The 24389-nt window shown below is 58.9% G+C and carries 20 protein-coding genes; 9 read left to right on the top strand and 11 right to left on the bottom strand.

Going from position 1 to position 24389, the window contains the following annotated elements:
• Positions 1–87 precede the first annotated feature (87 nt).
• The gene (locus BLS41_RS31570) at positions 88–777 is read right to left on the bottom strand and encodes a response regulator transcription factor (RefSeq protein WP_074771615.1); all 690 of its coding nucleotides are present in this window, start codon (positions 775–777) and stop codon (positions 88–90) included.
• A 151-nt stretch (positions 778–928) separates the two neighbouring features.
• On the opposite strand from BLS41_RS31570, the gene BLS41_RS31575 reads away from it, so the two are divergent.
• Positions 929–1612 carry a response regulator transcription factor gene (locus BLS41_RS31575; protein WP_074773244.1) on the top strand — a complete coding sequence of 228 codons (684 nt, stop codon included), beginning with the start codon at positions 929–931 and terminating at the stop codon, positions 1610–1612.
• Positions 1599–2957 (top strand): sensor histidine kinase, encoded by a 1359-nt coding sequence (locus tag BLS41_RS31580; RefSeq protein WP_074771616.1) that lies wholly within the window; start codon positions 1599–1601, stop codon positions 2955–2957. Before BLS41_RS31575 ends, BLS41_RS31580 begins: the two co-directional genes overlap by 14 nt.
• 122 nt (positions 2958–3079) lie before the next feature.
• Here BLS41_RS31580 and BLS41_RS31585 read toward each other — a convergent pair whose 3' ends face one another.
• Positions 3080–4234: a hypothetical protein gene (locus BLS41_RS31585; RefSeq protein WP_074771617.1), complete on the bottom strand. Its 1155-nt coding sequence runs from the start codon at positions 4232–4234 to the stop codon at positions 3080–3082.
• A gap of 434 nt (positions 4235–4668) precedes the next feature.
• Between BLS41_RS31585 and BLS41_RS31590 the strand changes: the two genes are divergently transcribed.
• From BLS41_RS31590 to BLS41_RS31605, 4 genes are all read left to right on the top strand, one after another.
• A complete protein-coding gene (locus BLS41_RS31590) occupies positions 4669–5178 on the top strand; it encodes a hypothetical protein (RefSeq protein ID WP_074771618.1) in 510 nt (169 codons plus the stop codon).
• Between the two features lie 663 nt (positions 5179–5841).
• Entirely contained in the window at positions 5842–6825 is a 984-nt protein-coding gene (locus BLS41_RS31595; protein WP_074771619.1) for a LysR family transcriptional regulator, read from the top strand.
• Between the two features lie 89 nt (positions 6826–6914).
• Positions 6915–8069, top strand: coding sequence for a porin (locus BLS41_RS31600; RefSeq protein ID WP_074771620.1), 1155 nt, complete (start codon positions 6915–6917; stop codon positions 8067–8069).
• A 224-nt stretch (positions 8070–8293) separates the two neighbouring features.
• Positions 8294–8578 (top strand): DUF4148 domain-containing protein, encoded by a 285-nt coding sequence (locus BLS41_RS31605; RefSeq protein ID WP_074771621.1) that lies wholly within the window; start codon positions 8294–8296, stop codon positions 8576–8578.
• Between the two features lie 211 nt (positions 8579–8789).
• Here the strand turns inward: BLS41_RS31605 and BLS41_RS31610 are convergent, their stop codons facing one another.
• From BLS41_RS31610 to BLS41_RS31640, 7 genes are read right to left on the bottom strand one after another with little or no spacing between them, the layout of a single operon-like run.
• Positions 8790–10193: a sensor histidine kinase gene (locus tag BLS41_RS31610; RefSeq protein WP_074771622.1), complete on the bottom strand. Its 1404-nt coding sequence runs from the start codon at positions 10191–10193 to the stop codon at positions 8790–8792.
• Positions 10180–10854: a response regulator transcription factor gene (locus BLS41_RS31615; RefSeq protein WP_253189855.1), complete on the bottom strand. Its 675-nt coding sequence runs from the start codon at positions 10852–10854 to the stop codon at positions 10180–10182. Before BLS41_RS31615 ends, BLS41_RS31610 begins: the two co-directional genes overlap by 14 nt.
• Positions 10855–10891: 37 nt before the next feature.
• Complete coding sequence (locus tag BLS41_RS31620; protein WP_074771624.1) at positions 10892–12454, bottom strand: alkaline phosphatase family protein; 1563 nt, start codon at positions 12452–12454, stop codon at positions 10892–10894.
• Positions 12451–13209: a TonB family protein gene (locus BLS41_RS31625; RefSeq protein ID WP_083380186.1), complete on the bottom strand. Its 759-nt coding sequence runs from the start codon at positions 13207–13209 to the stop codon at positions 12451–12453. Before BLS41_RS31625 ends, BLS41_RS31620 begins: the two co-directional genes overlap by 4 nt.
• Before the next feature lies 1 nt (position 13210).
• Positions 13211–13609, bottom strand: a complete 399-nt coding sequence (locus BLS41_RS31630) for an ExbD/TolR family protein (RefSeq protein WP_074771625.1) — start codon at positions 13607–13609, stop codon at positions 13211–13213.
• Positions 13610–13611: 2 nt separating this feature from the next.
• Positions 13612–14301, bottom strand: coding sequence for a MotA/TolQ/ExbB proton channel family protein (locus BLS41_RS31635; protein ID WP_074771626.1), 690 nt, complete (start codon positions 14299–14301; stop codon positions 13612–13614).
• Positions 14302–14315: 14 nt separating this feature from the next.
• On the bottom strand, positions 14316–16487 hold the full coding sequence (locus tag BLS41_RS31640; protein ID WP_074771627.1) for a TonB-dependent receptor: 2172 nt from the start codon (positions 16485–16487) through the stop codon (positions 14316–14318).
• 317 nt (positions 16488–16804) lie between these two features.
• Between BLS41_RS31640 and BLS41_RS31645 the strand changes: the two genes are divergently transcribed.
• On the top strand, positions 16805–18535 hold the full coding sequence (locus tag BLS41_RS31645; RefSeq protein WP_074771628.1) for a hypothetical protein: 1731 nt from the start codon (positions 16805–16807) through the stop codon (positions 18533–18535).
• Positions 18536–18919: 384 nt separating this feature from the next.
• Here BLS41_RS31645 and BLS41_RS31650 read toward each other — a convergent pair whose 3' ends face one another.
• Together BLS41_RS31650 and merB are read right to left on the bottom strand one after the other, a co-directional pair.
• Positions 18920–19405: a RidA family protein gene (locus BLS41_RS31650; RefSeq protein WP_074771629.1), complete on the bottom strand. Its 486-nt coding sequence runs from the start codon at positions 19403–19405 to the stop codon at positions 18920–18922.
• An 80-nt stretch (positions 19406–19485) separates the two neighbouring features.
• The gene (merB, locus tag BLS41_RS31655) at positions 19486–20175 is read right to left on the bottom strand and encodes an organomercurial lyase (RefSeq protein ID WP_074771630.1); all 690 of its coding nucleotides are present in this window, start codon (positions 20173–20175) and stop codon (positions 19486–19488) included.
• A 493-nt stretch (positions 20176–20668) separates the two neighbouring features.
• Between merB and BLS41_RS31660 the strand changes: the two genes are divergently transcribed.
• Positions 20669–21622, top strand: a complete 954-nt coding sequence (locus BLS41_RS31660; protein WP_074771631.1) for a carbon-nitrogen hydrolase family protein — start codon at positions 20669–20671, stop codon at positions 21620–21622.
• Between the two features lie 730 nt (positions 21623–22352).
• Positions 22353–24380: a secretin N-terminal domain-containing protein gene (locus BLS41_RS31665; protein ID WP_074771632.1), complete on the top strand. Its 2028-nt coding sequence runs from the start codon at positions 22353–22355 to the stop codon at positions 24378–24380.
• The last annotated feature ends 9 nt before the right edge of the window (positions 24381–24389 follow it).

Here is a 24389-nt window from a genome sequence, read left to right on the forward strand (position 1 = left end):
AGTCAGCGGGTCCTGTCGGCGCTTTCGCCCAATAATTAAAAAAAATTCATGCAGCGCGAAAGGCGCGCACTTTCGTCTGAAAAACCGCTAGCGGCTCGTCTCGGGCGAAGGGTTCAGCACATACCCGGCGCCAACCACCGTATGAATCAGCGCGACCGGAAAATCACGATCCACCTTCGTGCGAAGCCGGTGAATATGCATGTCGATGATATTGCCGCGCGGTTCGAAATCGTAATTCCACGCGGCTTCGAGCAGCATGCTGCGCGTGACCACCTGCCCCTCGCGGCGCGCGAGACATTCGAGCAGCAGAAACTCGCGATGCTGAAGCCGCAGATCGCGTCCTCCCCTACTTGCGCTGCGCGCCCGGGTGTCCAGCACAAGATCGGCGCATTCGAGACGCTCGCTCATCCGGCTACGATCCGCGCGGCGCGCGAGCGCCTCGATCCGCGCCAGCATCTCGGCGAACGCATAGGGCTTGACGAGGTAGTCGTCGCAACCGGCGCGAATCGCCTCGACGCGCTCGTTGAGGCCGCCGAGCGCCGACATCATCAGCACCGGTGTGGTGTGGCCGTCGGCGCGCAATTGCCGCACGACAGCGAGGCCGTCGAGCGCGGGCAGCAGCCAGTCGGCGACAATCACGTCGTAGATGCCCTCGCGCGCATACGCGAGCCCGGTCGCCCCGTCCGCCACCGCGTCGACGATCAGACCGCTCTCGCTCAAGCCGCGGGACAGGAAGTGACTGGCCCGCGCGTCGTCTTCGATCAGCAGAACTCGCATACGCTATCCGGGTTACATTAAAATTTTTTCACGTTCACGCGAAACGCCTGTGTGACGTGCCGCGTCATACTTCGGGAAGATGCCGTGACGGCATAGTGTAAAACGTGCGGAGATGCACCACACCTCTCGCGCTCACTGGGTGGAACAACGCATGTCCAACGTATTGGTGGTCGAGGACGACGAGCAGACACTCGCGGAAATCGTCGAAGCGCTCAACGATCACGGCTGCCAGGTGCAGGTTGCATCCACGGGCCGTGAAGGTCTGATGCTCGCGGTCGCCACCAGCTATGACGCGATCGTACTGGATCGCATGTTGCCGGGCGGACTCGAAGGCCTCGGCATGCTCGCCGCCTTGCGCAGCGCGGGCGTCCTCACGCCCGTGTTGATCCTGAGCGCGCTTTCCGCGGTCGATGAGCGTGTGCGGGGCCTGCGTGCGGGCGGCGACGACTACCTCACCAAACCGTTCGAGTTCATCGAACTGACTGCGCGGCTCGACGCGTTGATGCGCCGGCGCGAAGCCGTGCCCAGCGTGCGCGAATATCAGGTCGGGCCGCTGCGGCTCGATCCGCTCAAACGCGAAGTGACGTGCGCCGGCCGGCCCGTGGCCCTGCTACCGCGCGAATATCGGCTGCTCGAATATCTGATGCAACACGAAGGTCAGGTAGTAAGCCGCACGATGCTGTTCGAGGCCGTATGGGATTACCGGCTCGACGAACGCACCAATGTGATCGATGTGCACATCAGCCGTCTGCGCAAGAAGCTCGACCCGGACGGCACCGCGCCGATGATCGACACAGTACGTGGTTCGGGGTACCTGCTGCATGCGCCTGACTGAACTGCATCGCACTACCGGCTTTCGTCTCGCCACGCTGTTTCTGGTGCTGTTCGGCGTGGTTGCGATTCTGCTGTTCGGCTACCTGTACCGCGAGATAACCGGTTTCGAGCAGGAACGTATCGACGACTGGCTGCTTCGCGAGCACTCGCAACTCAAACGTGAGCCGCCGCAGGAACTGGCGGCACGATTCGAGCATCAGAATCAATTCGATCCGACTCATCAACGGCCGTTCGGCCTGTTCGATACGCACGGCCAGCTTCTTGCGGGCGGCTTTCCTGGCACGCTGCCCGCGATCCCTTCGTTCGATCAACCGTTTTCAATGCGTCTGCACGATCTGCCGCGCAATCCGCCCGCCCGCTGCATCGCGGCGCGCCTGCCCGATGGTCGAGTCGCACTGCAATGCCAGAACACGCGTGAGCTCGATCACTTCGACGAAGAGTTGCTTCACGCGCTGCTGTCCGCTGCCATGATCACGCTCACGATCGGTTTGATCGGCGCGAGCCTGATCGGCATCTCGGCGATGCGGCGGCTCGATGCGGTCACGGCGTCGATCGAAAAAATCGTGGCGGGTAATTTGAGCCAGCGCTTGCCCGTGCATTCGAAACGTGACGACATGGATCGACTGGTCGTCGTGGTGAACGGCATGCTCGATGAAATCGAGCGGCTGATGCACGAGGTCAAAGGCGTGTGCGACGCAATCGCCCACGACCTGCGCACGCCGCTTACGCGTGTTCTGGCCGGACTCGAACGCGCGCAACGGCGTCCCCGAACCGAAGCGGAATATCGCGCGACGATCGACGAAACCATCGTCGAAATGAGCGGGTTGCTGCGCACGTTCAACGCGCTACTGCGAATCTCCGAAATCGAGAGTGGCGTGCGCCGTGCTGGCTTCACCACGGTCGACCTGAAAGCACTAGCCGATGACGTGTTCGAATTCTACGAACCTACCGCCGACGAAAAGCAGATCACGTTCGAACTGCATAACGCGGAGTCCGGCCCGATGGAGATGCCTGGCGAACCCAACCTCCTGTTTGAGGCGCTCGCGAACCTTGTTGAAAACGCGATCAAGTTCGCGCCCGAGGGAGGTCACGTCCGGCTCACGCTATTCCGCGACCAAACCGGCGCCGGAATGACGGTCGAGGACAATGGTCCAGGCATTGCGCCCACCGAACAGCAGGCCGTCATGCGGCGCTTCTATCGCGGTGAGGCTAGCCGTCACACGCCGGGCAGCGGCCTCGGCTTGAGCCTCGTTCAGGCCGTCGCGGGCATGCATGGCATGTCGATTCGCTTCAGGGATGCAACGCCGGGCTGCGAAGTGACGCTGTACAGGCCGAACGATGCTTGAACTGCAACGACATGACACGTCCCGGCGCGATGGCTGCGAATTCCCCTGTTCAATGCAGCGAAGGGATAGGCGGCGCAATAGCGCGTCGCCTGATCCGCGTATTGAATCATCGGCCCGACGAATTAGTTGCTGATAAAGCGCATGCCATGTGCGCCAGACAGACCCTTGATCACCGTCGTGTAAACACCGATCGAGTAATTCAGCGCGAGGATCGAGTCGGTCGAACTGCTGGACGTGCTGTAAGCCTGATTCACAGGAAACGAACTGTTCGTGTAGTCGACGCGGTAGATCAGGCTCGACGCTGTATTGTCGGTGAAGAGCATGAACGACTTGCCGCCCGACGGCGCAAACCGCGTGTCGTCGACTTTAACGGGCGTGCCGTTCAGCGTGCGATCCAGAACAGCCGCCTTCTGCGATGTCGTGCCGAGATTGCTGACGATCACCACGTTGTGACCATTCTGATCGTCGAGCAGAACGTTGCCGGACGGATCGAGCGAAAGCGAGTCCGGATCCAGTACGTTCAAGGCGCGCGGCAAGCCGGTAATCCTGTCGGTGGCAGCTCCGTTACCCATCAGGGTATAGGCCGGTGCCGTCGTTGTGGCCGAATCCCCGGCCAGATCGAAATGCTTACCGTCCGGATCGATGCTGAGTTTCGCGAGAACCGGAAACGGATTGGAGTTCGCGCCCGGCGGCGTCAGTTTGCTCGCAGCCGTCTTGAACTCGCCGGATAGCGTTGCGTACACCTCGCCGTTGACGATCACCATATCGTCGAGACCGCCAGTTCCTGCCACGCCGCCGGACTGAGGCATCAAAGCCTTGTTGTACGTGTAAGCGGAAACGTTGCCTGTCGAAATCCTGATCACGGAAACGATCGGATTGCCGTCTTCGTTCGACGACGCCCACAACGTGTCTGCGTCCACGCTCAACAGCCCATCGCAATGACCGGGCACCGAAAAGCTTTTCAGGACATTCCCGCTGAGATCGTACTGAATGACCTCGCCGGTGGTTTTACCGGACGCAACCGGCTTGCCGCCCGGATCCTGGTCGTCCTGATAGGCGACGAAGACACTCTTTCCGTCTGCGGCGACAACGATGTCGTCAGGCAGCGTCGATGCGGAAGGGCCGCGCGCAAAAACAGAAATGGTGTATCCAGACTGGACGGCCGCGACGCCCGCCGGCAACGGAATAGCGGACGAATTGACACTGTTTCCACCGCCGCATGCGCTCAGCAACGCCGCAACCGCACCAGCCGACAGGATAAGTTTGATCTTTCGCATCACTACTCCTTTTTTACAGTTAATAGAAAGCCACCGATCGAAATTAATCGGAAAATTTTTCGGAACTGTTTTTAAAAAAACTACTGATCTTGTAATTTGAAAACTGATCTGGCGAACCTTAATTACAAGACATTACAAATGCGTGAAATAAAATCAGATGCTTATTTCATTCTAAAAATAATAACGATTAAATCTTCTACGGCCCCGATAACACGAAACAGATTATGAAACCCTTAAGCGATAAAATCGGAACGACGCCTGCCCACGGCCTTATCGGCGCGCGAATCAGTTGAGCAACAATGACTGTATAAATCGATAAGCCGCTCAGATTTTCTTAAGCTTCAACTGATATTATTGTTGATCGATCGACTTTATCCGCCATCGACCTGTTTCCCCCAATTCGTAATATTCGACAAACAGGTCGAAATCACAGAATGAAGACTATCTTCGAAACTTCGCTTATCGGCGCGTCACTGCTTTTCGCCAGTTATGCGAACGCCGGGTTATTAAAAACCACGTCTCCTGACGTCGATTCGGTGATTTACGCACAACGCGTTGTGGATCAGATTGTCGCCAGTCATCCCGGCATCACGGACGTAATCCTCCACGTCACTCCACCCGGACAGACGGAGAACCTGGCGATTGCCTCGTACTCGGCCAGCGAGCGCGGAAAGGCATCTGGAGACGACGATCTCGGTGTCATTCGAACCGGAAAATCGCTTGTGGAAGTTCAGAAGGACGGCGTTCGCATTGGCGTGCTCGTGCCGCTGATGGACAATCAAAAGAATACGATCGGCGCACTCGGCATCGTCTACGCCTATCATCGTGGCGAATCGGAACAGACTTTCGTGCTGCAATCAATGGGAATTCGCAACGCTATCGCCAGACACATCAAGTCGCGAGACGCGTTGTTCGCCCATAGCGGGCCGACCATCTCCAGGTAACAGATATAACAGCCGCGGGCGGTTTGCAAAGAGCAATGTGGCTCTGGTAGTGCTCTACGATTCCTCTACAAAAGCCGCCGCCAGGCGGTTTATCCGCGGCAACGCGAGCGGTCGCGCATTAGCTTAGAAGGTATGGATTGGGCCAGGCTAGCGCAGTAACAAACATGCACTGCGGGGCGCCTCGTTTCAAGAGCACAATGCCGCCTCGAGGCTCAGGCCAAGGCCTTGGTCCGCGCTGTGTTCGCACCGCTGCCATCAATCTGCAGCCACTGCCTCTAGTTAGTCCTCTTCAATACCGTTAGTCCTCTTCAATACCGCGACCCGCGAACTCACGATGTGCTCGCATTCTTTTCGCAACGGCTATTGGCTACACGAAGCCCTCTATATCAGCGATGCCTCAGTTTCGACATATAGCGAATATGAAGAGAGCCTTAACAGGACCTCCAATAGATCAAATAACAATTCTGTAATCCACTGGACGGTTTTGGGTAACGAACCAATCGCTATGCTGGGTGCTATCTCCTCGCGCCTAACCATACGTAGCAAATAGTCCCGGCCGCGCAGGCAATGTGTCGTCACAGATGGAGTTCGGTCAACTATGCACTTTTGCCGTTTCAAGCCACCATCTCCCAGCAGAAATTGGGTCTGGCATCGGAGCGCCTCATGAACCAGTTAGCGTCGATCCGAATTTTCGCGAGATTAGCCGAGTGCCTGAACTTCGCCGAAGCAGCCCGTCAATTGGGCATTTCGAATTCGATTGTGACGCGCAGTCTCGCCTCGCTCGAAGATCACCTCGGTGTTCGACTGGTCAACCGCACCACGCGGCACGTCTCGCTGACCGACACAGGTCAGCAGTATTGGGAACACGCCACCGAACTGCTCAAGCAACTCGACGCGATGGACAAGTGCATTGCATCCGCCGTGCAGCAGCCAGGCGGCTCGCTTCGTATTGCCGCCGCGTCTTCGTATGCGAGCACCGATCTGCTCGATCTGCTGGCGACCTATCGGGCCCGCGAGCCTGGGATGCGTTTCGATCTCAACGTATTCGAGAATCTCAACGATGTCGCAGTCGGCGAGTTCGATGTGTGTTTCAGCGCGGAACGTCGCCTGCGCGATTCTTCGCTGGTGTGCAGACCGCTCATGCACACGCGCGATGTGATCGTAGCCAGTGCGGACTATCTGGCGAGACACGGCGCGCCAGACACGCCTGAAGAACTGGCCTCTCACGATGTGTTGATCGCAGCAGATTCTCCCGGCCGGTACTGGGAGTTCCGCGACACACACGGTACGCGGCGCGTCGTGGTGCAGCCCATCATGAACGCGCAGAGTCCCGAGGTCGTCAAGCGCGCGGTCAAGGCGGGGCTCGGCATCGCGCGGCTGTCGCGTTCGTTCGTGCGTCATGAACTGGAAAGCGGCGTCCTCCAGGTTCTGCTCGGCGACGCCAACCTTTGCGACGACGAACGCACGGTCTGGCTGCTGTATTCCGGGCAGCCGCATATGCCAATCGCGTTGCGCCATTTCGTCGACTTCGCGGTGGCGCAATATCGCGATCGCGCACACCAACGCAAGGAGCCGAATGAACTGGACGTAGGTGCCGTACAACACCCATCGAGCAATACTGAATTGCTACGGAGCAGGATTTTGTAGGTCCTAAAGTGCGGGCATCTGACGCCGGACATGCGCTGGGCGCAACCGGGATACCGGCGCAGAGTGCCCAACCACAAGGACTTGCATCGATGAAAAAGCTTCTGATTACCGCAGCCGCGAATACAGTTATCGGTTGTTCTCTGGCTCCCGTTGCAGCAATGGCGCAGACAAGTGTCACGCTCTATGGCTTGATCGACGAAGGTCTGAATTACACCAACAATACCGGCGGTCACTCGAATGTGCAGATGGAAAGTGGCTTTACGCAAGGTAGCCGCTGGGGACTTAAAGGCTCGGAAGATCTTGGCGCAGGCACCAGGGCAGTGTTCCAGCTGGAGAACGGCTTCGACGTGAACTCCGGCAAGCTCGGACAGGGCGGACGGATGTTCGGACGTCAGGCGTTCGTCGGCCTCAGTTCGGATCAGTTCGGTACCTTGACGATGGGTCGTCAGTACGACTCTGTCGTCGACTATCTTGCACCGCTCACAGCGAATGGAAACTGGGCCGGCTATCTGATGTCGCACCCGTACGATAACGACAACACCGATAACTCGTTTCGCCTGAACAACAGCGTCAAATACACAAGCAACACCTATGGCGGTGTGACATTCGGCGGCCTGTACGGATTCAGCAATCAGGCTGGGGGATTCGCGAACAATCGTTCTTACAGCCTGGGCGCGCAGTATGTTGGCTCCGCGTTGACAGTGGCGGCGGCCTATATGCAGATCAACAATCCAGGAGGCACCACGGGCGGCTCGCTCGCCACCGACGACACCAATTTTCTCGCCAGCCGTCAGCAGGTGTGGGGCGCGGGGATCAACTACACAATCGGATCGGCATTGTTGGGGTTCGTTTATAGCCACACGAGCCTGAACGACGCGACCGGCTCCGTCTATGTCGGCAGCTTCGCGAACACCGCCAGCAGCCTCAAATTCGACAACTTCGAAATCAACGCGAAGTATCAGTTCACCAAGGCGGCGTTTGTCGGAGCTATGTATAACTATACGATCGCTCACTTCAACAGTAGCGCAGGCGATTCGAAGCCTAAATACCAACAGTTCGGGTTGATGGCGGACTACAACCTGTCGGTGCGAACGGACGTGTATGTTCAGGGCTTGTATCAGCACGCGTCGGGTGGCGGGCAGGTAGCCGCGCCGCTGAATACCGCCTACATCACGGGCGCAGATGCGCCGTCGTCGAGCGCGAATCAGGTGCTCGCACGCATTGGTATCCGGCACAAGTTTTAAACGACGCACGTTTCGAGGCCATTTGGTAATGCATGCCCAATGGCCTCACCTGTTCGAATGTATTCGGATTGCGCGGATTCGAAAAGAGATGTCGCGGTTCGACGCGAAGCCGCCCTGCCGGATGACAAAACCGTAATCAACGGGTCAGGGCGTGGACAGGTGAACTGGCCAGAATAGGAAGCGTGGTTCAGGCCACTTATCTTTCCTACTTCTGGAGTCAAATCATGAAACTGCTTACCGCTCTCGCCGTCGCTGCGCTCAGCCTGCCATTCGGCGCAACCGCTTTTGCCCAGTCCAACCCGTCAGGGCTCACGCATGCTCAGGTGATCGAACAATTGAAGCAGGCGCAGGCTGAAGGTCTCGTGCCGACACGCAGTAACGACTACCCGCCATCAGCGACCACCGTTGCACGCAACCGCGAACTCTACGCCATCCAGCATGGCGCGGACGCGACGACGACGCGCACGGCAGCCGTCAGCGAGTCGCAGGATGTGGCGGCGTCGAACTGATGCGGGGAGTTCAGGTTGAGCCACGTTGCGCCACCTGGTTGGACACCTACTCGTTCCATAACCAGGTACGGCAAAGTGGCGCTTCGGCTCGAATCTGCCACGGGGCCTTCAATAGCGTGAAGCGAGTTGGTGGTCTGTCATGTGCGCGGCCGATAACGCGGCCGAGCCATCGCTCGCCCGGGAGCGAACATGCACAACGTGCCGATCCGTTTCAGGAACAGAGCGCCAGGCACTGAGGTGATGTTGCAAAAGCCGGACGAAGCCTGAAGCATAATGAAATCGCGCAACCCGGCGCGTTATCGCCGATCGTGATGCTCGCGCCGTGAACGCGCGCGACCGCTGCCACGAGACTCAAGCCAAGGCCGTGCCCCGATGTGGTCTGCGTCGTGCTGGCACCGCTGCGGTAAAACGGCCTCAACACCGCCTCTCGCTCCCCCTCTTCGATACCGGGCCCCGTGTCATTCACCTGGAGCAGCGCGAACTCGTCGGCCTGCTGCACGGAGAGCGTGATCTCGCCGCCTCGCGGCGTGAACTTCAACGCATTGTCCAGCAGATTTTCGACCGCGCCAAATAGCAGGTCGACATCGCCGATCACCGCGACCTGTGCCGACGCGTGCAGTGTCATCGTCAACCCACGCTCCTGGGCAAGCGGTTCGTACAGTTCGACGACATCGCGCAATACCTGATCGAGCGACACCGCCGCGAAGCTCGCCTGACGGCCGTCTGCCTCGATCTCCGCGATCCTCAGTAAGGCCGTGAAGCGGTTGAGCACCACGTCCGATTGCGCAATCGCGTTATCGAGCGCCAACGCGTAGTCCCCGGTGGTGCGCGCACGTCTGCCCGCGCGTTCGAGGCCTGCTCGTAACTGGGTCATCGGCGTTCGCAAGTCATGTGCAATACCCGCACATACGCCGCGCACTTCCTGAACCAACCGTTCGATCTCGTCGAGCATCGTGTTGACGATCGACGCCAGCCGGTCGAGATCGTCGCTCGTGCCGCGCGTCGGCAGGCGCCGGTCGAGCTTGCCCGCCATGATCTCGCGGCTGGCCTCGCCGAGCGCACGAATGCGGCGATTCGAAATGCGATTGAGCGCAAAGCCGCACGCGATCGCCAGCAGAATGGTCAGCAGCATGCCTGCACACAGGGTCTTCACCAGCGTGCGGTCGAACTCCATAATTTCGTCGATGGAATGCCCGACCACGATGCGCACGCCGCCGGTAGTGGGCACGATGATGCCGCGATAATGGCCCTCGGTAGTCCGGCCGCCGCCCTTGAAAGTCTGCGTGTAATTGAACGGCCGACGATCCGGCTCGTTCGGCAGACGCGGGACATTGCCCGCCAGCCATGTGCGGTCCGCATCGAAAACACCGTACGGGCGGCTGCTGGCAATATCGCGACGGCTCAGTGCAGCGATGCTGGCGATCGCTTCGGTGCGGCCGATCGAATGGAATTCGCCGACCTCGCCGCGCAGACGCTCGTCGACTTCGTGCAGCAGATAGCCGCTGGTCAGCCAGTAAAGCAGCGCGAATAACGCCACCGCCGAACTGACGAAGATCGCCAGCAGCCAGCCTACGCTGCCTGCATTCACGCGTGCGGTCGAACTAGCTGTCGGCATGGATGATGTAACCCGCGTTGCGGACCGTCACGATCATGGGCGGAAGGCGCCCATTGCAACTCACCTTGCGGCGCAAATTGGAAATGTGCATATCGACCACGTTGGTCTGTGCATTGAAATGGTAATTCCAGACCGACTCGAACAACATGGCGCGCGTGACCACCTGCCCCGCGTGCCGCATCAGAAATTCGAGCAACGCAAATTCACGCGGCTGCAGTTCGAGCGCCTCGCCGCCGCGCTGCACATCGTGCGTGACGGGGTCGAGCGTCAGTTCGCCAACACGCAGCAGCGATGGCCCCGTCACCGACGAATGCCTGCGTAACAGTGCGTTCAGTCGCGCGGTCAGCTCCAGCCCGTCGAATGGCTTGGTGACGTAGTCGTCGCCTCCCGCACGCAGTCCGCGCACGCGCTCGTCGACCGCGGCCAGCGCGCTGAGAATCAGCACCGGGGTCCGCTTGCCGACGTTGCGCAAGGTCGCCAGAATCGAGAGGCCGTCGAGGTCCGGCAACATGCGGTCCAGCACCACGACGTCGAAGTCGCCGTTCAGTGCACGCAGCAAACCGCTGTGACCGGTCGCCACGCATTCGGATTCGAAACCGTAGTCTTCGAGCGCCGCCTCGATTTCGAGCGCGACATGCTGGTCGTCTTCGACGACCAGCACGCGTGGCGTACTCCCGCACAGCCGCGGGACGGCCTTGTCACTTGCCAAGTGGATGAGTTCCCCGTTGATCCTGAGTCAATTGCCGCAGCGGCGTCCACGTCGCGGCGGGCAACACCGGCGTACCTTCCTGCGCGACCGCCTGTAACGCGTCAGGCGGCACGCCGAGCGCAGCCAGGATGGTCGGTGCGACCTGAGTCGTCGACACCGGATACGTCACGCGGCGGCCGGCGTCGGCGAGATGCGGATTGGCGAGCAGCAGCGCGACCGCCGTATCGTCGTTATGAAAGCCGCCGTGTTCGGCCAGCTTGCCATCTTTTGGCGGCGTGAATATGACACCGTCGCGGGACACCACCACAATGTCCGGCGTGCGGCTGTCCTGCGCGGGCGCCGGAAAGCGCTGCGCGAGACGCTCGCCGCTGAGCACGTCGGCGATACCGAGCGCGTTCGCCCGGGCCTTCAGCGCGGCGCTGACGCGTTGAGTCGCCGAGGCATCGTGCAGCCAGATCAGTGCGCCGTGATCAGTAGTGAGTTGCGCGAGCGCGCCCGGTGCGGCGTCGTCGATCACTTTTTGCAAGCGCCGCTCGTCGACCTTATCCAGACGCGCGGTATCGATCGGACCGTTGCCGTGTTTGGCCGTCACGATCACCAGCGTGCCGTCGCGAAGATGCTGCCGGTCCAGTTCGCCGACGAATTGCCCGATCAGTTGATCCACATGGCCGATCGCACGATCGACTCCCGCCGTCAGGCTACCGTCGGCGTCGCGATAGCCGTAGAGCTTTTGCGCGACGTTCACCGCCTGCAGGTTCAGCCCGAACACATTCGGCACGGCGGCGGAGCGACTACCGTCGTGCGTCTTGCCGTCGATCTGGTTGAGAACGGCACGCGCCTTCATTTCGTCATACGCCTCCGTCTTGCCGAGCGAACCGGTGATCGCGCTGCTCGACACGTTAGTCAGGCCTTCGTAGTTCGCGCCGATCTCGGGCAGGAAAAGATCTTCGACGCCCTGCCCCGATGGTCCTTCGACCAGTTCGTAAGTCGGATGCTTGTCGGTCCACGCGGTGTAGCCGCCCGCGTCGCGCACCGCTTCGAAGATCGTGTTCACGCGAAGGTAAGCGTGGGGATAAACCGGTACGCAACCGCGTTGAGGGTCGCGCGGCAGTTTGGCGGGATCGATGATGTCGTGGCCGTCCGCGCCCATCTTGTCGAGCGATTCGTCGTAGCGAACCCGCGTGCCGAGGCGGCTGCAATCGCTGCCGGGTGCGGCGAGCGCGCGGTCGTAGGAGTCGTCGTAGTAGACGCCGGTGACCGCGGGCGTGCCACCCGTGACCAGCGCCAGCAGACCGGGAAATGAGTCGGCGGGCTCGACGGTATGAGCGTTGGTGTAATCGACGCCCTGCTTCGAGAGATTCGCCAGCGTGCTGTCGGGATGCGCTGCGATGAAGTTGGCGAGATCGCCGGAATGCAGGCCATCCACGCTGATCAGCAGAACGTGCTGCACGGGTGCGTCAGACGGCAGCGTGGCGGCGGCGCTCGCCACGCGCGCAATCGATAGAGTGGACAACAGCACGGCGGCCGTAAGGGCGGAATAAATCGGTTTCATTCGGTCTCGTTTAGATTGAAAGTGACCCACAGTTGTTCGGATAAGGTTTTTCCTGCGAACGCGGCGTCCGGCTTCGGATACGCGGCGTCGCGCACCGCCGCGAGTGCTGCGCGGTCGAGCAGGCCGATGCCGCTGGAACCGACCACGCGTACGTTCGACACCACGCCGTCGCGGTAATCGAAGGCCACGCGGGTGCGGCCTGCCATGCCGCTCATGCGGGCGGATTCGGGGTAATTCAGCGCTGCCTGAATCGCTGCGCGCAGCGCGCCCTCGAAGCTGGCGTTCGGCCTCGCGGGTGGCTGCACGACGGGCGTCGGGGGCGGTGCGGGTGCAGGTGCAGGTGCGGGCGATGGCGATGACGGCGTGACCGGCTGTTGCGGCTCGGACGGCGTCATCGACTGAGCCACGCGCGGCGGCGTTGCCGGTTGCGGTGAGACTCTGGGCGATGCCGCCGCAAGTCGCGCGCGAGGTGCGATTGCATGCGTGACGTGAGGCGCGGCAGCCACCGGACGCTCAACAGGTTTCGGCTCTGGCGCAGGAGTGGGCGCAGGAGCGGGCGCGGTCACTGGAGCCGGTGCAGGCGCCGCAACGAGCGACAACACGGTCGGCGGCGGCTCGATCGGCACAACCTGCCGATGCGTCGCCATCAGATAAGCACCACCAAGCACACCTGCCTCGACGACCAGCGCGAGCGCCGCCGCGAGATAGAGCCGCTGTCGCTCCGGCACGCTGACACGAGCGGGAATCGTTGCCATTTCATTTCGCCGAAGGTTGGGCGGCCAGCGCGATCTGCGATACCCCCGCCGCGCGGCAGGCGTCCATCACGGCGACCAGCTTCTGGATCTGCGCGACTTTCGAGCCCGCAATCGTGACCGACGTATGCGCGACATCCGCACGCGCCGCCAGCATCGCCGTCAGTGCGCTCGCGCTCAGTACCTTGCCGTCGACCGACATCGCGCCGTCGTCGTCGAGCGTGACCATCACCTTCGCGGGTGGCAGCGCCTGAGTCGACGCGCTCGACGGCAATTGCGTTCTCAGACCGGCGTTCGGAATCATGTGCAACGTGATCATGATGAAGAACACCAGCAGGAAGAACATGATGTCGATCATCGGAATGATCTCGATGCGTGCCTTGCGCACTTCGAAATACTTCATGCTCACGCCCCCTGCGACGCGAACTGGCCCGACACCGCGCGCGGCGTGTCACGCTCCACTTTCGCAGGCTCCTGCGTGTGCCGCGCCATGCGGTTGACGAGCGCCGCCTTCAGGGTTTCCAGTTGATGCACGACAGCCCGGACGCGGTTATGCAGTCCATTGAAAAACACCAGCCCTACCATCGCGACGAACAGCCCCGAGGCGGTCGCAATCAACGCTTCAGCGACGCCGCCAGTAACCTGGGTCGGCGCATTACCCGGATTCGACAGCACCTGAAACGCGTTGAACATGCCGATGATCGTGCCGAACAGACCCAGCAGCGGCGCGAGCGTCACGATCGTGTCGAGCACCCACAGAAAGCGGTCGATACGCGGCGCCTGCCGCATGATGACCTCGTTGAAGCGGGCGTCGAGTTCGTCACGATCCTGGCTGTTCTGCAAGCGCGTAGCGGCTGCGAACAGCTGTGCGGCAGGCAGGTCCTGGTAGTCGCGCGTCAGTCGGGCCAGCGTCGCGGCGTCGAGATGATCGATTCGATCGATCTGATCGAGCGCGGCATGACCCGACGAGGCCACACGCTGCAAAAACCAGAAGCGTTCAGCGATGACCGTCAGCGCGACGAACAGCATCGCGGCGATCACATAGAGCACGCCGCCCGAATCGTTGGCGAGATGCAGCAGGTTGTCGGTATTCATGAATTCGTCTCCAGTTAAAAGTCGGTGGACAGCGACGCGACAAACGCGCGGCCCGGAATCGTCCAGTACAAAGGCGTGTTGTCGGCGGCGGTGTAGCCCGCCAGTCCGTTGATGCTGGTGCGGTTGAACAGGTTGTCGATTTCGAAGCCGATGCGCGTGTTGTGCATCCACGGTGTCGGGCTTTTGATCGTGTAGGCGGTGGACAGGTTGGTGACCGCGAAGCCGCCGAGCGGCTGCGTGTCGCCGGTATCGCCGAACTGGTGGCCGACGAACTTGGTGATCAGCGAACCGTACAGCGGCCCGCGTTCATAGAGCACGCCCAACGCGGCGGTCGATTGAGGCGCGTTCGGCATCCACGAATTGGTCTCTTTCTGCTTCGCCGAATTGAAGGTCAGGTTGCCGTAGAAGCTGAAACCGAGACCGGCGTAAAAGGTCGCTTCCGTTTCGACGCCCTTGTACACCGCGCCGCCCGCGTTCGTGAACACGGTGTTGCCGCCCACGGTACGGCTCGTCACTGCATTGCGGAAGTTGATGTAGTAAATATCCGCCGACACCGTGAGCCGGTCGCTCTTATACGTCGTGCCGAGCTGATAGTTATCGGTCTGCTCGGGATCGGGCTGACCCGATACGGACGGGTCCTGCACATAGAACACGTTCAGGTTCGGCGCGAGAAAACCTTGCGCGTACTGGAGATACGCACTCCAGTTCGAATTGATCTGCTCATGCAAGGTCAGCGACGGCAGCACCTTGGTCCACGTGTGGCTGAAATCCGCCGCGACACCCGAACCCTGGTTGATCGGCGAATCGATACTGCGATTGAACGACACATACTTCACGCCAGGCGTGAGCGTCAATCCGTGCCCCAGTTGCCACTCGTACTGGATGAACGGTTCGAAAGTGAGGAACGTGTCGTGCATCGAGTAATTGGTCTGCTCGTAGGCAAAGTTCAGCGAGCTGTCCACGTTGAACTTGTCGCGGAAATTCGACTGGTGCGTGAGCCATGCGCCAAGCTGCAATTTCCCGGGACCGAGTTGCCGCTGTGCATCGATCACGTCGCCGAATGCACGATAGTTGTTGGCCATTTGCTGGCCCGGCACGTTGTCCGGCCCGAACGACGTACCGTTGGGGGTTTCGCCGTTCGGGTCGAGTCCGTTGAAGCCGTCGTGATAATAAGCGTACGTGTACAGCTTATTCTCGATCTTCCAGTCCGCAAGACTCGTTTTCAGGCCGATATATTCGAAGTCCGTATTGATCCGGTCGAAGTTGTAACCGTAATACGACTGACTCGACGGATCGCTACTGAGACCAAAATCTGGCCCGAACTGGCGGATCTGAGCCGCGGTCGCACCCAAGGACACGTTCTGGTGAATACGCGTGTAATCGGCATACAGCGTAAGCAGCGTGTTATCGCCGATCGGCTTGTCCAGTTTGAAGAAGAAGCTGTCGCGGCGCTGTGCCGAGTTGGTCAGATAGCCGTCACTGCCCACGTGGTTATAGCCGACCACTGCGCGCGCATCACCCCATTGTTGCAGGTCGCCGGTGTTGAATTCGGCCCCGCTCGTCCATGTATTGAAACTGCCGTATGAACCGAACACGGAGAACTTCGGCGTCAGCGAGGGTTCTACCGACTGCACGGCAATCGTGCCGCCGAACGTTGCGAAGCCGATTTGCGACGCGTCGCCCGGACCGCGATCCACCGCAATGGAGCCGATATTTCGCGACGAAAAGAATGAGGTCGAGTGGTGCGTGAAGTCGTTCGAATCGCCAAACGGGATGCCGTCGAACGTGACGTTATATTGACCGTCCTGAAAGCCGCGAATCGACAGGCTTTGTGATTCCATCAACCCCGCGCCGTTCGGATTGATGCCCGATACGCTCGGCGCAATCTGGATGATGTCACTGTAGTTCGATGCCGGCGTGGTGCTGTTCTCGATGTAGTGGCGGCTGATGATCGACTTCGGCTCGGTCGCGCTCAACGAACCCTGAGAAGGCGCTTGAGCCGGAGCCGACTGCACGTTGTTGCCGGTGCTCGCGGCAGCGTTACCCGTTGTTGTTGCCGTGCTTTGTACAGAGCCGAGATCGCCTTGAGCCTGTGCGAAAGAAAGCTGCGCGCCAGTTGCACAGAGCGAAGCCAGAACAAATTGCGTAATCGGTTTTTTTCGGAAATTCGACCTGACCCGTAGCATTTATTTGCGTCCTCGATTGAATGACAGTAGTGCGATCAACGAATGAGGACATGCTAGAGACAGGGCGTTAATTGGTCGTGATGTCTAGCTTACGAAGTTAATTTAAAGAAAACGAAGTACTGCAGTCGACTATGTAGAACGTTTTTTTTAAAAATCGACAGCATAAGTTCCTGAAGGAAACCTTAAGTCCAGGTCTCTGATTCAGATTAAAACCAGAATTTAGCTTAGTAATGTTTGGTTCATGCGACCGCCTCGTCTGCTTTGTATTGTCCACAACGCACTTCCTTACCGCCCATTTCTTCAGGCAGACAATATCAATGCAAACCACGCTCCGTCTTTTGCCGATTGCAGCCGTCGTTTCCTTCCTGGCCGCATGCGGTGGATCGAACCACTCGTCTACGCCCGCCAGCACCTCAGCGCCCACACCCGCTTCCTCCACCACGCCGGCCACGTCGGCCAGCGCCTATAGCGCCGGCAATCTGCTGGTTGCACGCACCGCCTACGATCCGGCCTTCTCGGTGACAGGAACGCTGCCGTATAACGCCACGCCGACCACCACCAACGCCGCGCCGATCAGCGCCGTCTCGCCCGGCACGTTCCCGAACGTCTTCACCAACGACGCCAACGATGCGAACTTCGGCGTCACCTCGGAGGCTTATATCGACCAGTGGGCACCCGGCGCGAGCGCTGCGGCTCAAACGCTCGATATCACGGCCCAAGCCGCGAAGAATGGCGCGAAGTTCGCGACCAGCTTCGCGTCGAAATCGGAAATGGCGCTGAATATTTCGCTCGACAGCAAATCGGTGACCTTCGTCGGCTACAACACGTCGCCTGATCAACTCGACATTTCGAACTCGAATACGCCTGGCGTGATCGACACGACGAATACCGACGTTGCCGCACCTACGTATCGCACCGTCGCCCAGCTCAACTTCGCCGACAGCAGCCTGTCGTTCACCAACACGAATGCGTATGCGGGCAATAACGGCCGGTCGGCGGTACTCGCTAACGGCATGTACTACATTGTCGGCAATGCGGGGAACTCGGGCAAAAGTCCCAAGCCGACGACCGCCATACTCGACATGCTGTCCATGTCGAGCGGCGTTCAAAGCATCGCGGCAGGCAGCAGTTGCGCGTTCACCCAGGTCATCGGCGCATTCCAGTCCGGCACGGGCACCGGCACTTACGCGACCGCGCCCGCAGGCACCGCCTGCTCGCTGGCGACGATGGGCACGATCACCAATGGCAGTTCGACCGGCGACCAGTTCGGCTTCACGATCGCCAGCCTCGCGACGACCCCCGCGACGGCAGCGGACAAGACCGGCAAGGACGCCAACTTCCGCGGTCTTTACGTGGGGCCGGACGGCACGGTCTACACGTCGAAGGGCAGCGGCGGCAACGGCGTGAACACGGTGTATCAGGTAGGTGCGACGGCCGCGCTGGCGAACGGCGGCCAACTGCCGCAGAACGCTGCGATTTCGATCCTGCCCGGCTTCACCACTGCACTGGCGACGAATCTGACCAACCTCACATCGCCTAGCCAGGTGACAGGAACCGTCTATCCGTTCGGTATGTGGATTCCAGCGTCGAACCCGTCGTTGATGTTCGTCGCCGACGAAGGCGACGGCGTTGCCGGCGATCAGGTGTCGGGCAGCGGCGGCCTGTGGGTCTATCAAAAGACCGGCACGACGTGGGCGCCGATTGCACACCTCACGGCCGGCCTCAATCTGGGCACGGCCTATCCGATCACGGATACGACCGGCGTGTATGGCGTGAAGGGCGCGAGCTACACCACGACTACGGACGGCCTTCGCGATATCACCGGGCAGGTCAACAGCGATGGTTCGTTCACGATCTACGCGACGACTTCCACGATCGGATCTAGCCTGGGCAGCGCGTTCGATGCGGGTGCGGAGTCCAATCAGCTCGTGAAGATCACGTTGAACGTCACGGGTTCGACGGCGGCTTCGGCAACTGGATTCACGTTGATGCAAACTGCGCCATACGGTCAGGCTCTGCGCGGCGTTGCGATGGTTCCGAAGTCTTAAGCTTGAGTTGGTATTGAACTACAGCAGTGGACAGCCCAGAGTTGTCCACTGCTTTCTCTATAGGGTCCCGGCCCACGCCGAAACCCCTTGAATCTTCTCCGCCTGCAACAGCTGTTGGCGCCCACAATTAGCGGGAGCAGCGCAGTTGGTAACTTACATTTCGAGCTGGCAACTTCCGCTCCAACACGTGCCAATAATTCGAGGGTGGCGTCAGTCATCGAGCCGAGGCTGTTGGAAGCGACTTTCACGCAAGTCTAACTTTTCTACTGGCTGGCCCCGCAAGTTCAAAGGCAGGTAGCGTATCAGTGTCACCTGGGCCGACCTCTGCCTGACGGCAATCAGTGATAGATCCGGGCCACTTTCACAGATAGACGATCTGTGCAGTCAGTCGATCTCAACCTCCGCCTCGCATTCAACAGGAACGCCCAGAGGCAACACCATGCCGACTGCGGAGCGAGCGTGCGTCCCGACGTCGGTGCCGAATAGCTCAACAATGAGATCGGAGAAGCCATTCGCGATTCGCGGCGTCTGGTCGAAACCCGGTGCGACATTGATCATCGCGAAAACGCGCAGCCACGCTGTAATACGATCCAGGTCACCTAATGCTCTCTGGAGACTTGCCAGTTGGGCAAGCGCCACTAGTCGCGCAGCTGAATAACCTTCATCTGGAGAGACTTCGGCGCCGACTCTACCAAGGGGCTGCGCTATGGTCCCATCTGGACATAACGGCACATGCCCTGAAACAAACGCACGCTTCCCACTCACCCGTACCCACGCAAAAGGCAGTGACATACGCACCGATGCCGGCATCTGTAGTGGCTGCGGCAGGACCAAACCCATTGCCGCCAACTTCGCTTCGATTCTAGCCATGGCCGACTCCTGATCCTGAACCGTCCGTCAACTCTCTCGATAAGACGTTCGAAAACCACTACCTATCCTGCAGCAAGCGCTTAGTAGCGCTCGGCTGAACTATCGAGCTTCCAGAAATTGCTCACCAGACCGGTCGAGCGGAATATCTCCATGGCTTGAGCCGGCGTCCATTTCTCCCAGTCCGAGTCGGCGTGGTGCGAATACCAGCGCTGAGCCAGATCCGCGAGTTGCGCAATCGGCATGACCTCACCCAATGGAAGCTGATGTCTTGCTGCCCAGTCGGCAACATCTTCTGGAGATCGGAATGGAAGAACGCGCGCGCAAAAGTGATGAACGTTGTTCCATGCGCTGCGCGGGGGTTCAGCAAAATGAACGAACAGTTCAGTTTGCAATGGAACCGACTCCACGACATCTATTTTTACTGACTCCGCTTCGCCTCCGATCCGGGTATGCACAGTCAGTCGTCCCTTAACAAGAGCCGCTATACCAAGTGCGCACCACATACACGGAGCCCACCATCCCTTCTTCCCCGCTTGCACCCAGGTGTGCGTAGGCGACGAAGTAAACGGATGAATCACCCACACCTCGCATCGATCGGGATGGAGCACGAGGCCATGGGAAGCCTGAAGGCGCATTAGCCCAGCTTCAATGTCGCCGACGCTCACCCCAACCTTCGACGCCAGTTGCACGTTAGTCGGCGCGTGACCTTCTTCGATGAAAGTCGTAACGATATGGTGGTGAAGCAGCGAGTCGAATTGCAGCTGGCTCATGATTATTGCGGCGAACGCCGCTCAAGGTGGAGGTCTTGAAAAAATGCTCCGTTTAGATAACAACGACCGCGAGGATGTTGCCAACGGCAACTCATGCGCGGGGTTGGATCCGTTCAGGCGGGCAGCCGGTTAGACGGGGCGCGCATGCAATCGCATTCGCTGTATTGTGGACTGTTTCAGGGGAATGACAAGGCGTTCGCGGAAGGAGTTGACCGTCGGATTCATCGTTCGAACTCCTTCTTAAGCTTGAACGGGCAATCGTCTAACGTTTCGTTAAATCCCGACAAACAGGTAGCAAATCTTGTCTGGCGGCAACCTATACTTGTACTGGCCTCGACTCCGGGCAGTCGTGTTCGCAATCGGCGAACTATCCGGCTCAAACCAGTTGCGATCAAGCTTGCAACGAGAGCGATCGGCATACGTGGGTAGACGCTATCTGCAGGTGAAACGAAACGTTTTCGATTTGGAATCCTGCGTTTTGTGGAGAACTCGGATGCAAAACGAACTACGTGCCGCGGTTGTGCAATCGGGATCGGTCGTCTTCGATGCCGACAGAACTATCGACAAAGTCGCGATGTTTGCCGCCGACGCGGCACGACAGAACACTCAGCTTGTCGTATTTCCCGAAGCATTCGTTTCGGCCTACCCAAAGGGTCTCGATTTCGGCTCGACAATTGGTGGAAGAACTGCTGCCGGGCGCGACGATTATCGCCGCTACTACGACAGTGCGATCGATATTCCAGGTCCCGGCACTCGCCGGTTGGGCGAGGTTGCCGCCGACCACAAACAGTACATCGTGATCGGTGTAATCGAGCGAGACCATGGCACGTTGTACTGCACAGCGTTGTTTTTTGGTCCGGACGGCGTGATGCTCGGCAAGCATCGAAAGCTGATGCCAACAGGTGGCGAGCGGCTGATCTGGGGCTTTGGCGATGGGTCGACCCTCCCGGTTTTCGACACGCCGTTCGGCAGGCTCGGTGCAGTCATTTGCTGGGAAAACTACATGCCATTAATGCGTATGGCTATGTACGCAAAGGGCGTCCAGATTTACTGCGCTCCCACTGCCGATAGCCGGCCGACGTGGGCTTCCTCCATGCAGCATGTTGCCCTGGAGGGACGTTGCTTTGTGTTATCAGCCTGCCAGCATCTGCGCCGATCGGATTGCCCAGTCGACTACGCCGCCATCCAGGGTAACGATCCTTCCACCGTCTTGATGAGCGGTGGAAGCTGCATAGTCGGCCCGCTTGGCCAATTCATTGCTGGCCCTCTCTTCGACCAGGATGCATTGCTCGTATCAGACCTGGACCTCAACGATCTTGCCCGGTCGAAGTACGATTTTGACGTCGCAGGTCACTACGCGCGCCCGGACGTCTTCTGTCTGCATGTCAACGAAGCGGCGATGCCGCCCGTGGTGTTCGAGAGAAACGGATTTGGCAAAGGCTCCTGATGATCAACGCGGGATTGAACGAATCGCCAATTCCGTTTGCGGTGCGCAACACGCCATCGCTCGGCCGGTGCCAGGGTGCGGTATTCGATGGCTCCTGGAGGGAAATGGCCAGCGTCAGGCGGCCGATGAATGTGACACTGGAAGGAGTGAACACTGTGATACCTGACGAATCTCGCAACACAAAATACCCCGAAACGCTCCTTTCATTAAGCCAACCATCCAGTCTTAACGTGGAGATTTACACCGAAGGGATGCACAAACCTGCCTGAAAACTTGCCGGGTGCTAGTCAAGCGGGCAGAACCTTAATTGGGGTTTTCGGTCCTTCTGTTCACCGACAATTGTCGCGCAAGCCCAACGCGCCGGGGATCATGGGCGCCTTGGGTGCTACGACATTTGACCAAATATTCTTAAAAGTTTCGGTTAGAAAATCAAAAGTAATCTTTCCCATACCGAAACCGCATAAATATATAATCCGGCTTTTATACCTCACAAAACCTTATATATATTTTCAATATATAGGCGAGAGCATTGCAGCACAAAACCGTCTCCACTTCCTGCAACGTCTGTGCTTGTGCAGCCCGGTAAATAAATATCGTCGGAATTATGTCAGAAAAATTACACGGCGAATTATCGGCTATGCGGCAATCAAATTAAATGACACGACAATCTTTCCATCGAGTACTTTCGTCTTTCGTGTGTACATCGCTGTTGCTTTGCTCACGATTGTCCATGGCCAATGTCACGATGAATTTTGCAGATGCGGACATCACGCAGGTGGCGCGCGCAATCGGAGCGGCCACGGGAAAGACCATCATCGTCGACCCTCGCGTGAAAGGCGTTCTTAATCTGACATCGGAAAATCCCGTGTCTGAAGACGTAGCGATCAAAACACTGCAATCGGCATTACGTATGCAGGGTTTCTCTTTATTACAGGATCATGGCGTATTCAAGATTGTGCCGGAAGCGGACGCAAAACTACAGGGCGTGTCGACGTATGTTGGAAATAACCCTGTTGCCAAAGGCGATCAGATCGTTACGCAGGTATTTCAGCTGCGCAGGGAATCTGCCAATAGCCTATTGCCCATACTCCGCCCATTAATCTCGCCCAATAACACCATCAACGCATATTCGGGTAATAACACGATTGTCGTGACCGATTATGCGGACAATATCCGTAGAATAGCGGCGGTTATCGCCGGCATCGACGCCGCGTCCCAATCCCATATCGACGTGGTACAGCTCAATTTCGCGGATGCCCCCACCCTCGTTCCGCAACTTCAAAAGCTGCTGGATTTAGGTGCTATCGGCGAATCGGACCCGACACAGAAAGTAACCGTAGCAGCGGACCCGCGCACCAATTCGATCGTGCTTCGCTCGAATGAAGCCTCCCGCTTGAACGAGGCGGAAGCGCTTGTGATAAAACTCGATACCCCCGCTCGAACCCCGGGGAATATCCACATCGTCAGTCTGCGAAATGCCGATGCCACCGACCTGGCAAAAACGCTTCGCAAGATATTGGGCCTGTCGAGTTCAACCGATTCGAAAGACACCAGCACGCAAACCAAAGGCAGCGGTCAAAGCGCGTCCAAGTTTTCGGATAGCGACGGCTCGCTGCCTCCATTACCCAGTTCCGGCAGCGGAACATCGGGTAGCTCAAGTACTTCATCGTCCGCATCGGGAGGCGCTTCGCCTCTTACCGGCAACACCGCCGGAAGCTCGGCGTCGGGTTCCGGCGACCAGGACGGCGATAAAGGGAGCGGAGAAGTCGTCGCCGACGTCTCGACCAATTCATTGATCATTACCGCCTCGGAACCCGTCTTCAGGAATCTCAGCACGGTTATCGCCCGGCTGGATCAACGCAAGGTTCAGGTCTATATCGAATCGCTGATCATGGAAGTGTCGTCGGATAAAACCGGGCAATTCGGTATTCAGTGGCTGACCACAGCGGGTCTCGCGAGCGTGGCCGAAACGACGACCAATGTGGGAATAGTCGCGGGCTTCGGAAATATTCTGGGTACCAAGGGTCTGTTTCAGGCGTTACAGACGAGTTCCGACGTCAACATTTTATCCACGCCGAGTCTGGTTACGCTCGACAATCACGAAGCGCGAATACTGGTCGGCACCAACATTCCCATTGAGACCGGTACATATTCAACCGCCAGCACGAGTTCTTCGTCTGCGTCCGCATTCAATACTTATGATCGGCAGGATGTCGGGGTCATGCTGGACGTGAAACCGCAGATCAATCAGGGCGGAACAATCAAATTACAGCTTTATCAGGAAGACTCGAGTGTCATTAGCGGATCGGCCGACAACGCCGGTGGATCCAGTATTAACAAGCGCTCGCTGCAGTCCACGATCCTCGCCGACGATGGTCAGATCGTCGTACTGGGCGGGTTAATCAGCGACGCCTATGACAATGCGAATAGCCGGCTACCGTGGATCTCGAAAGTACCCTTGTTGGGCTATCTGTTCAGGAATGAAACAAAGAGTAGAGTGAAGACAAACTTACTAGTCTTTTTACGGCCCGTGATTATAAAAGACGCGTCCACCTTGAAAGCGATCTCGTCGGACAGGTATGGATATATCCGCGGAAAATCGCTCAACTATAAATCGGACAACTGGACGGAAAAGGACGATACGCTACCCGTTCCGCCACCGGAAAGCGGCAATCAGCAAGACGGCGCGGCAAACGTGTTCGACCTGACGCATATGGAGCACAAGCTCGATGGCAATGCCATCAGCAACGCGCAGTGAATGACCGCT

This window comes from Paraburkholderia fungorum (genome assembly GCF_900099835.1).
Taxonomy (GTDB): Bacteria; Pseudomonadota; Gammaproteobacteria; order Burkholderiales; family Burkholderiaceae; genus Paraburkholderia; species Paraburkholderia fungorum_A.

Excerpts from the sequence above, each read along its gene's own strand:
- BLS41_RS31645 (WP_074771628.1), top strand. The coding sequence starts at position 16,805 with ATGCAAACCACGCTCCGTCTTTTGCCGATTGCAGCCGTCGTTTCCTTC.
- BLS41_RS31595 (WP_074771619.1), top strand. The coding sequence starts at position 5,842 with ATGAACCAGTTAGCGTCGATCCGAATTTTCGCGAGATTAGCCGAGTGC.
- BLS41_RS31620 (WP_074771624.1), bottom strand. The coding sequence starts at position 12,454 with ATGAAACCGATTTATTCCGCCCTTACGGCCGCCGTGCTGTTGTCCACT.
- BLS41_RS31610 (WP_074771622.1), bottom strand. The coding sequence starts at position 10,193 with ATGCCGACAGCTAGTTCGACCGCACGCGTGAATGCAGGCAGCGTAGGC.
- BLS41_RS31630 (WP_074771625.1), bottom strand. The coding sequence starts at position 13,609 with ATGAAGTATTTCGAAGTGCGCAAGGCACGCATCGAGATCATTCCGATG.
- BLS41_RS31570 (WP_074771615.1), bottom strand. The coding sequence starts at position 777 with ATGCGAGTTCTGCTGATCGAAGACGACGCGCGGGCCAGTCACTTCCTG.
- merB (WP_074771630.1), bottom strand. The coding sequence starts at position 20,175 with ATGAGCCAGCTGCAATTCGACTCGCTGCTTCACCACCATATCGTTACG.
- BLS41_RS31650 (WP_074771629.1), bottom strand. The coding sequence starts at position 19,405 with ATGGCTAGAATCGAAGCGAAGTTGGCGGCAATGGGTTTGGTCCTGCCG.
- BLS41_RS31575 (WP_074773244.1), top strand. The coding sequence starts at position 929 with ATGTCCAACGTATTGGTGGTCGAGGACGACGAGCAGACACTCGCGGAA.
- BLS41_RS31625 (WP_083380186.1), bottom strand. The coding sequence starts at position 13,209 with ATGGCAACGATTCCCGCTCGTGTCAGCGTGCCGGAGCGACAGCGGCTC.
- BLS41_RS31600 (WP_074771620.1), top strand. The coding sequence starts at position 6,915 with ATGAAAAAGCTTCTGATTACCGCAGCCGCGAATACAGTTATCGGTTGT.
- BLS41_RS31605 (WP_074771621.1), top strand. The coding sequence starts at position 8,294 with ATGAAACTGCTTACCGCTCTCGCCGTCGCTGCGCTCAGCCTGCCATTC.
- BLS41_RS31580 (WP_074771616.1), top strand. The coding sequence starts at position 1,599 with ATGCGCCTGACTGAACTGCATCGCACTACCGGCTTTCGTCTCGCCACG.
- BLS41_RS31585 (WP_074771617.1), bottom strand. The coding sequence starts at position 4,234 with ATGCGAAAGATCAAACTTATCCTGTCGGCTGGTGCGGTTGCGGCGTTG.
- BLS41_RS31640 (WP_074771627.1), bottom strand. The coding sequence starts at position 16,487 with ATGCTACGGGTCAGGTCGAATTTCCGAAAAAAACCGATTACGCAATTT.
- BLS41_RS31635 (WP_074771626.1), bottom strand. The coding sequence starts at position 14,301 with ATGAATACCGACAACCTGCTGCATCTCGCCAACGATTCGGGCGGCGTG.
- BLS41_RS31660 (WP_074771631.1), top strand. The coding sequence starts at position 20,669 with ATGCAAAACGAACTACGTGCCGCGGTTGTGCAATCGGGATCGGTCGTC.
- BLS41_RS31590 (WP_074771618.1), top strand. The coding sequence starts at position 4,669 with ATGAAGACTATCTTCGAAACTTCGCTTATCGGCGCGTCACTGCTTTTC.
- BLS41_RS31665 (WP_074771632.1), top strand. The coding sequence starts at position 22,353 with ATGGCCAATGTCACGATGAATTTTGCAGATGCGGACATCACGCAGGTG.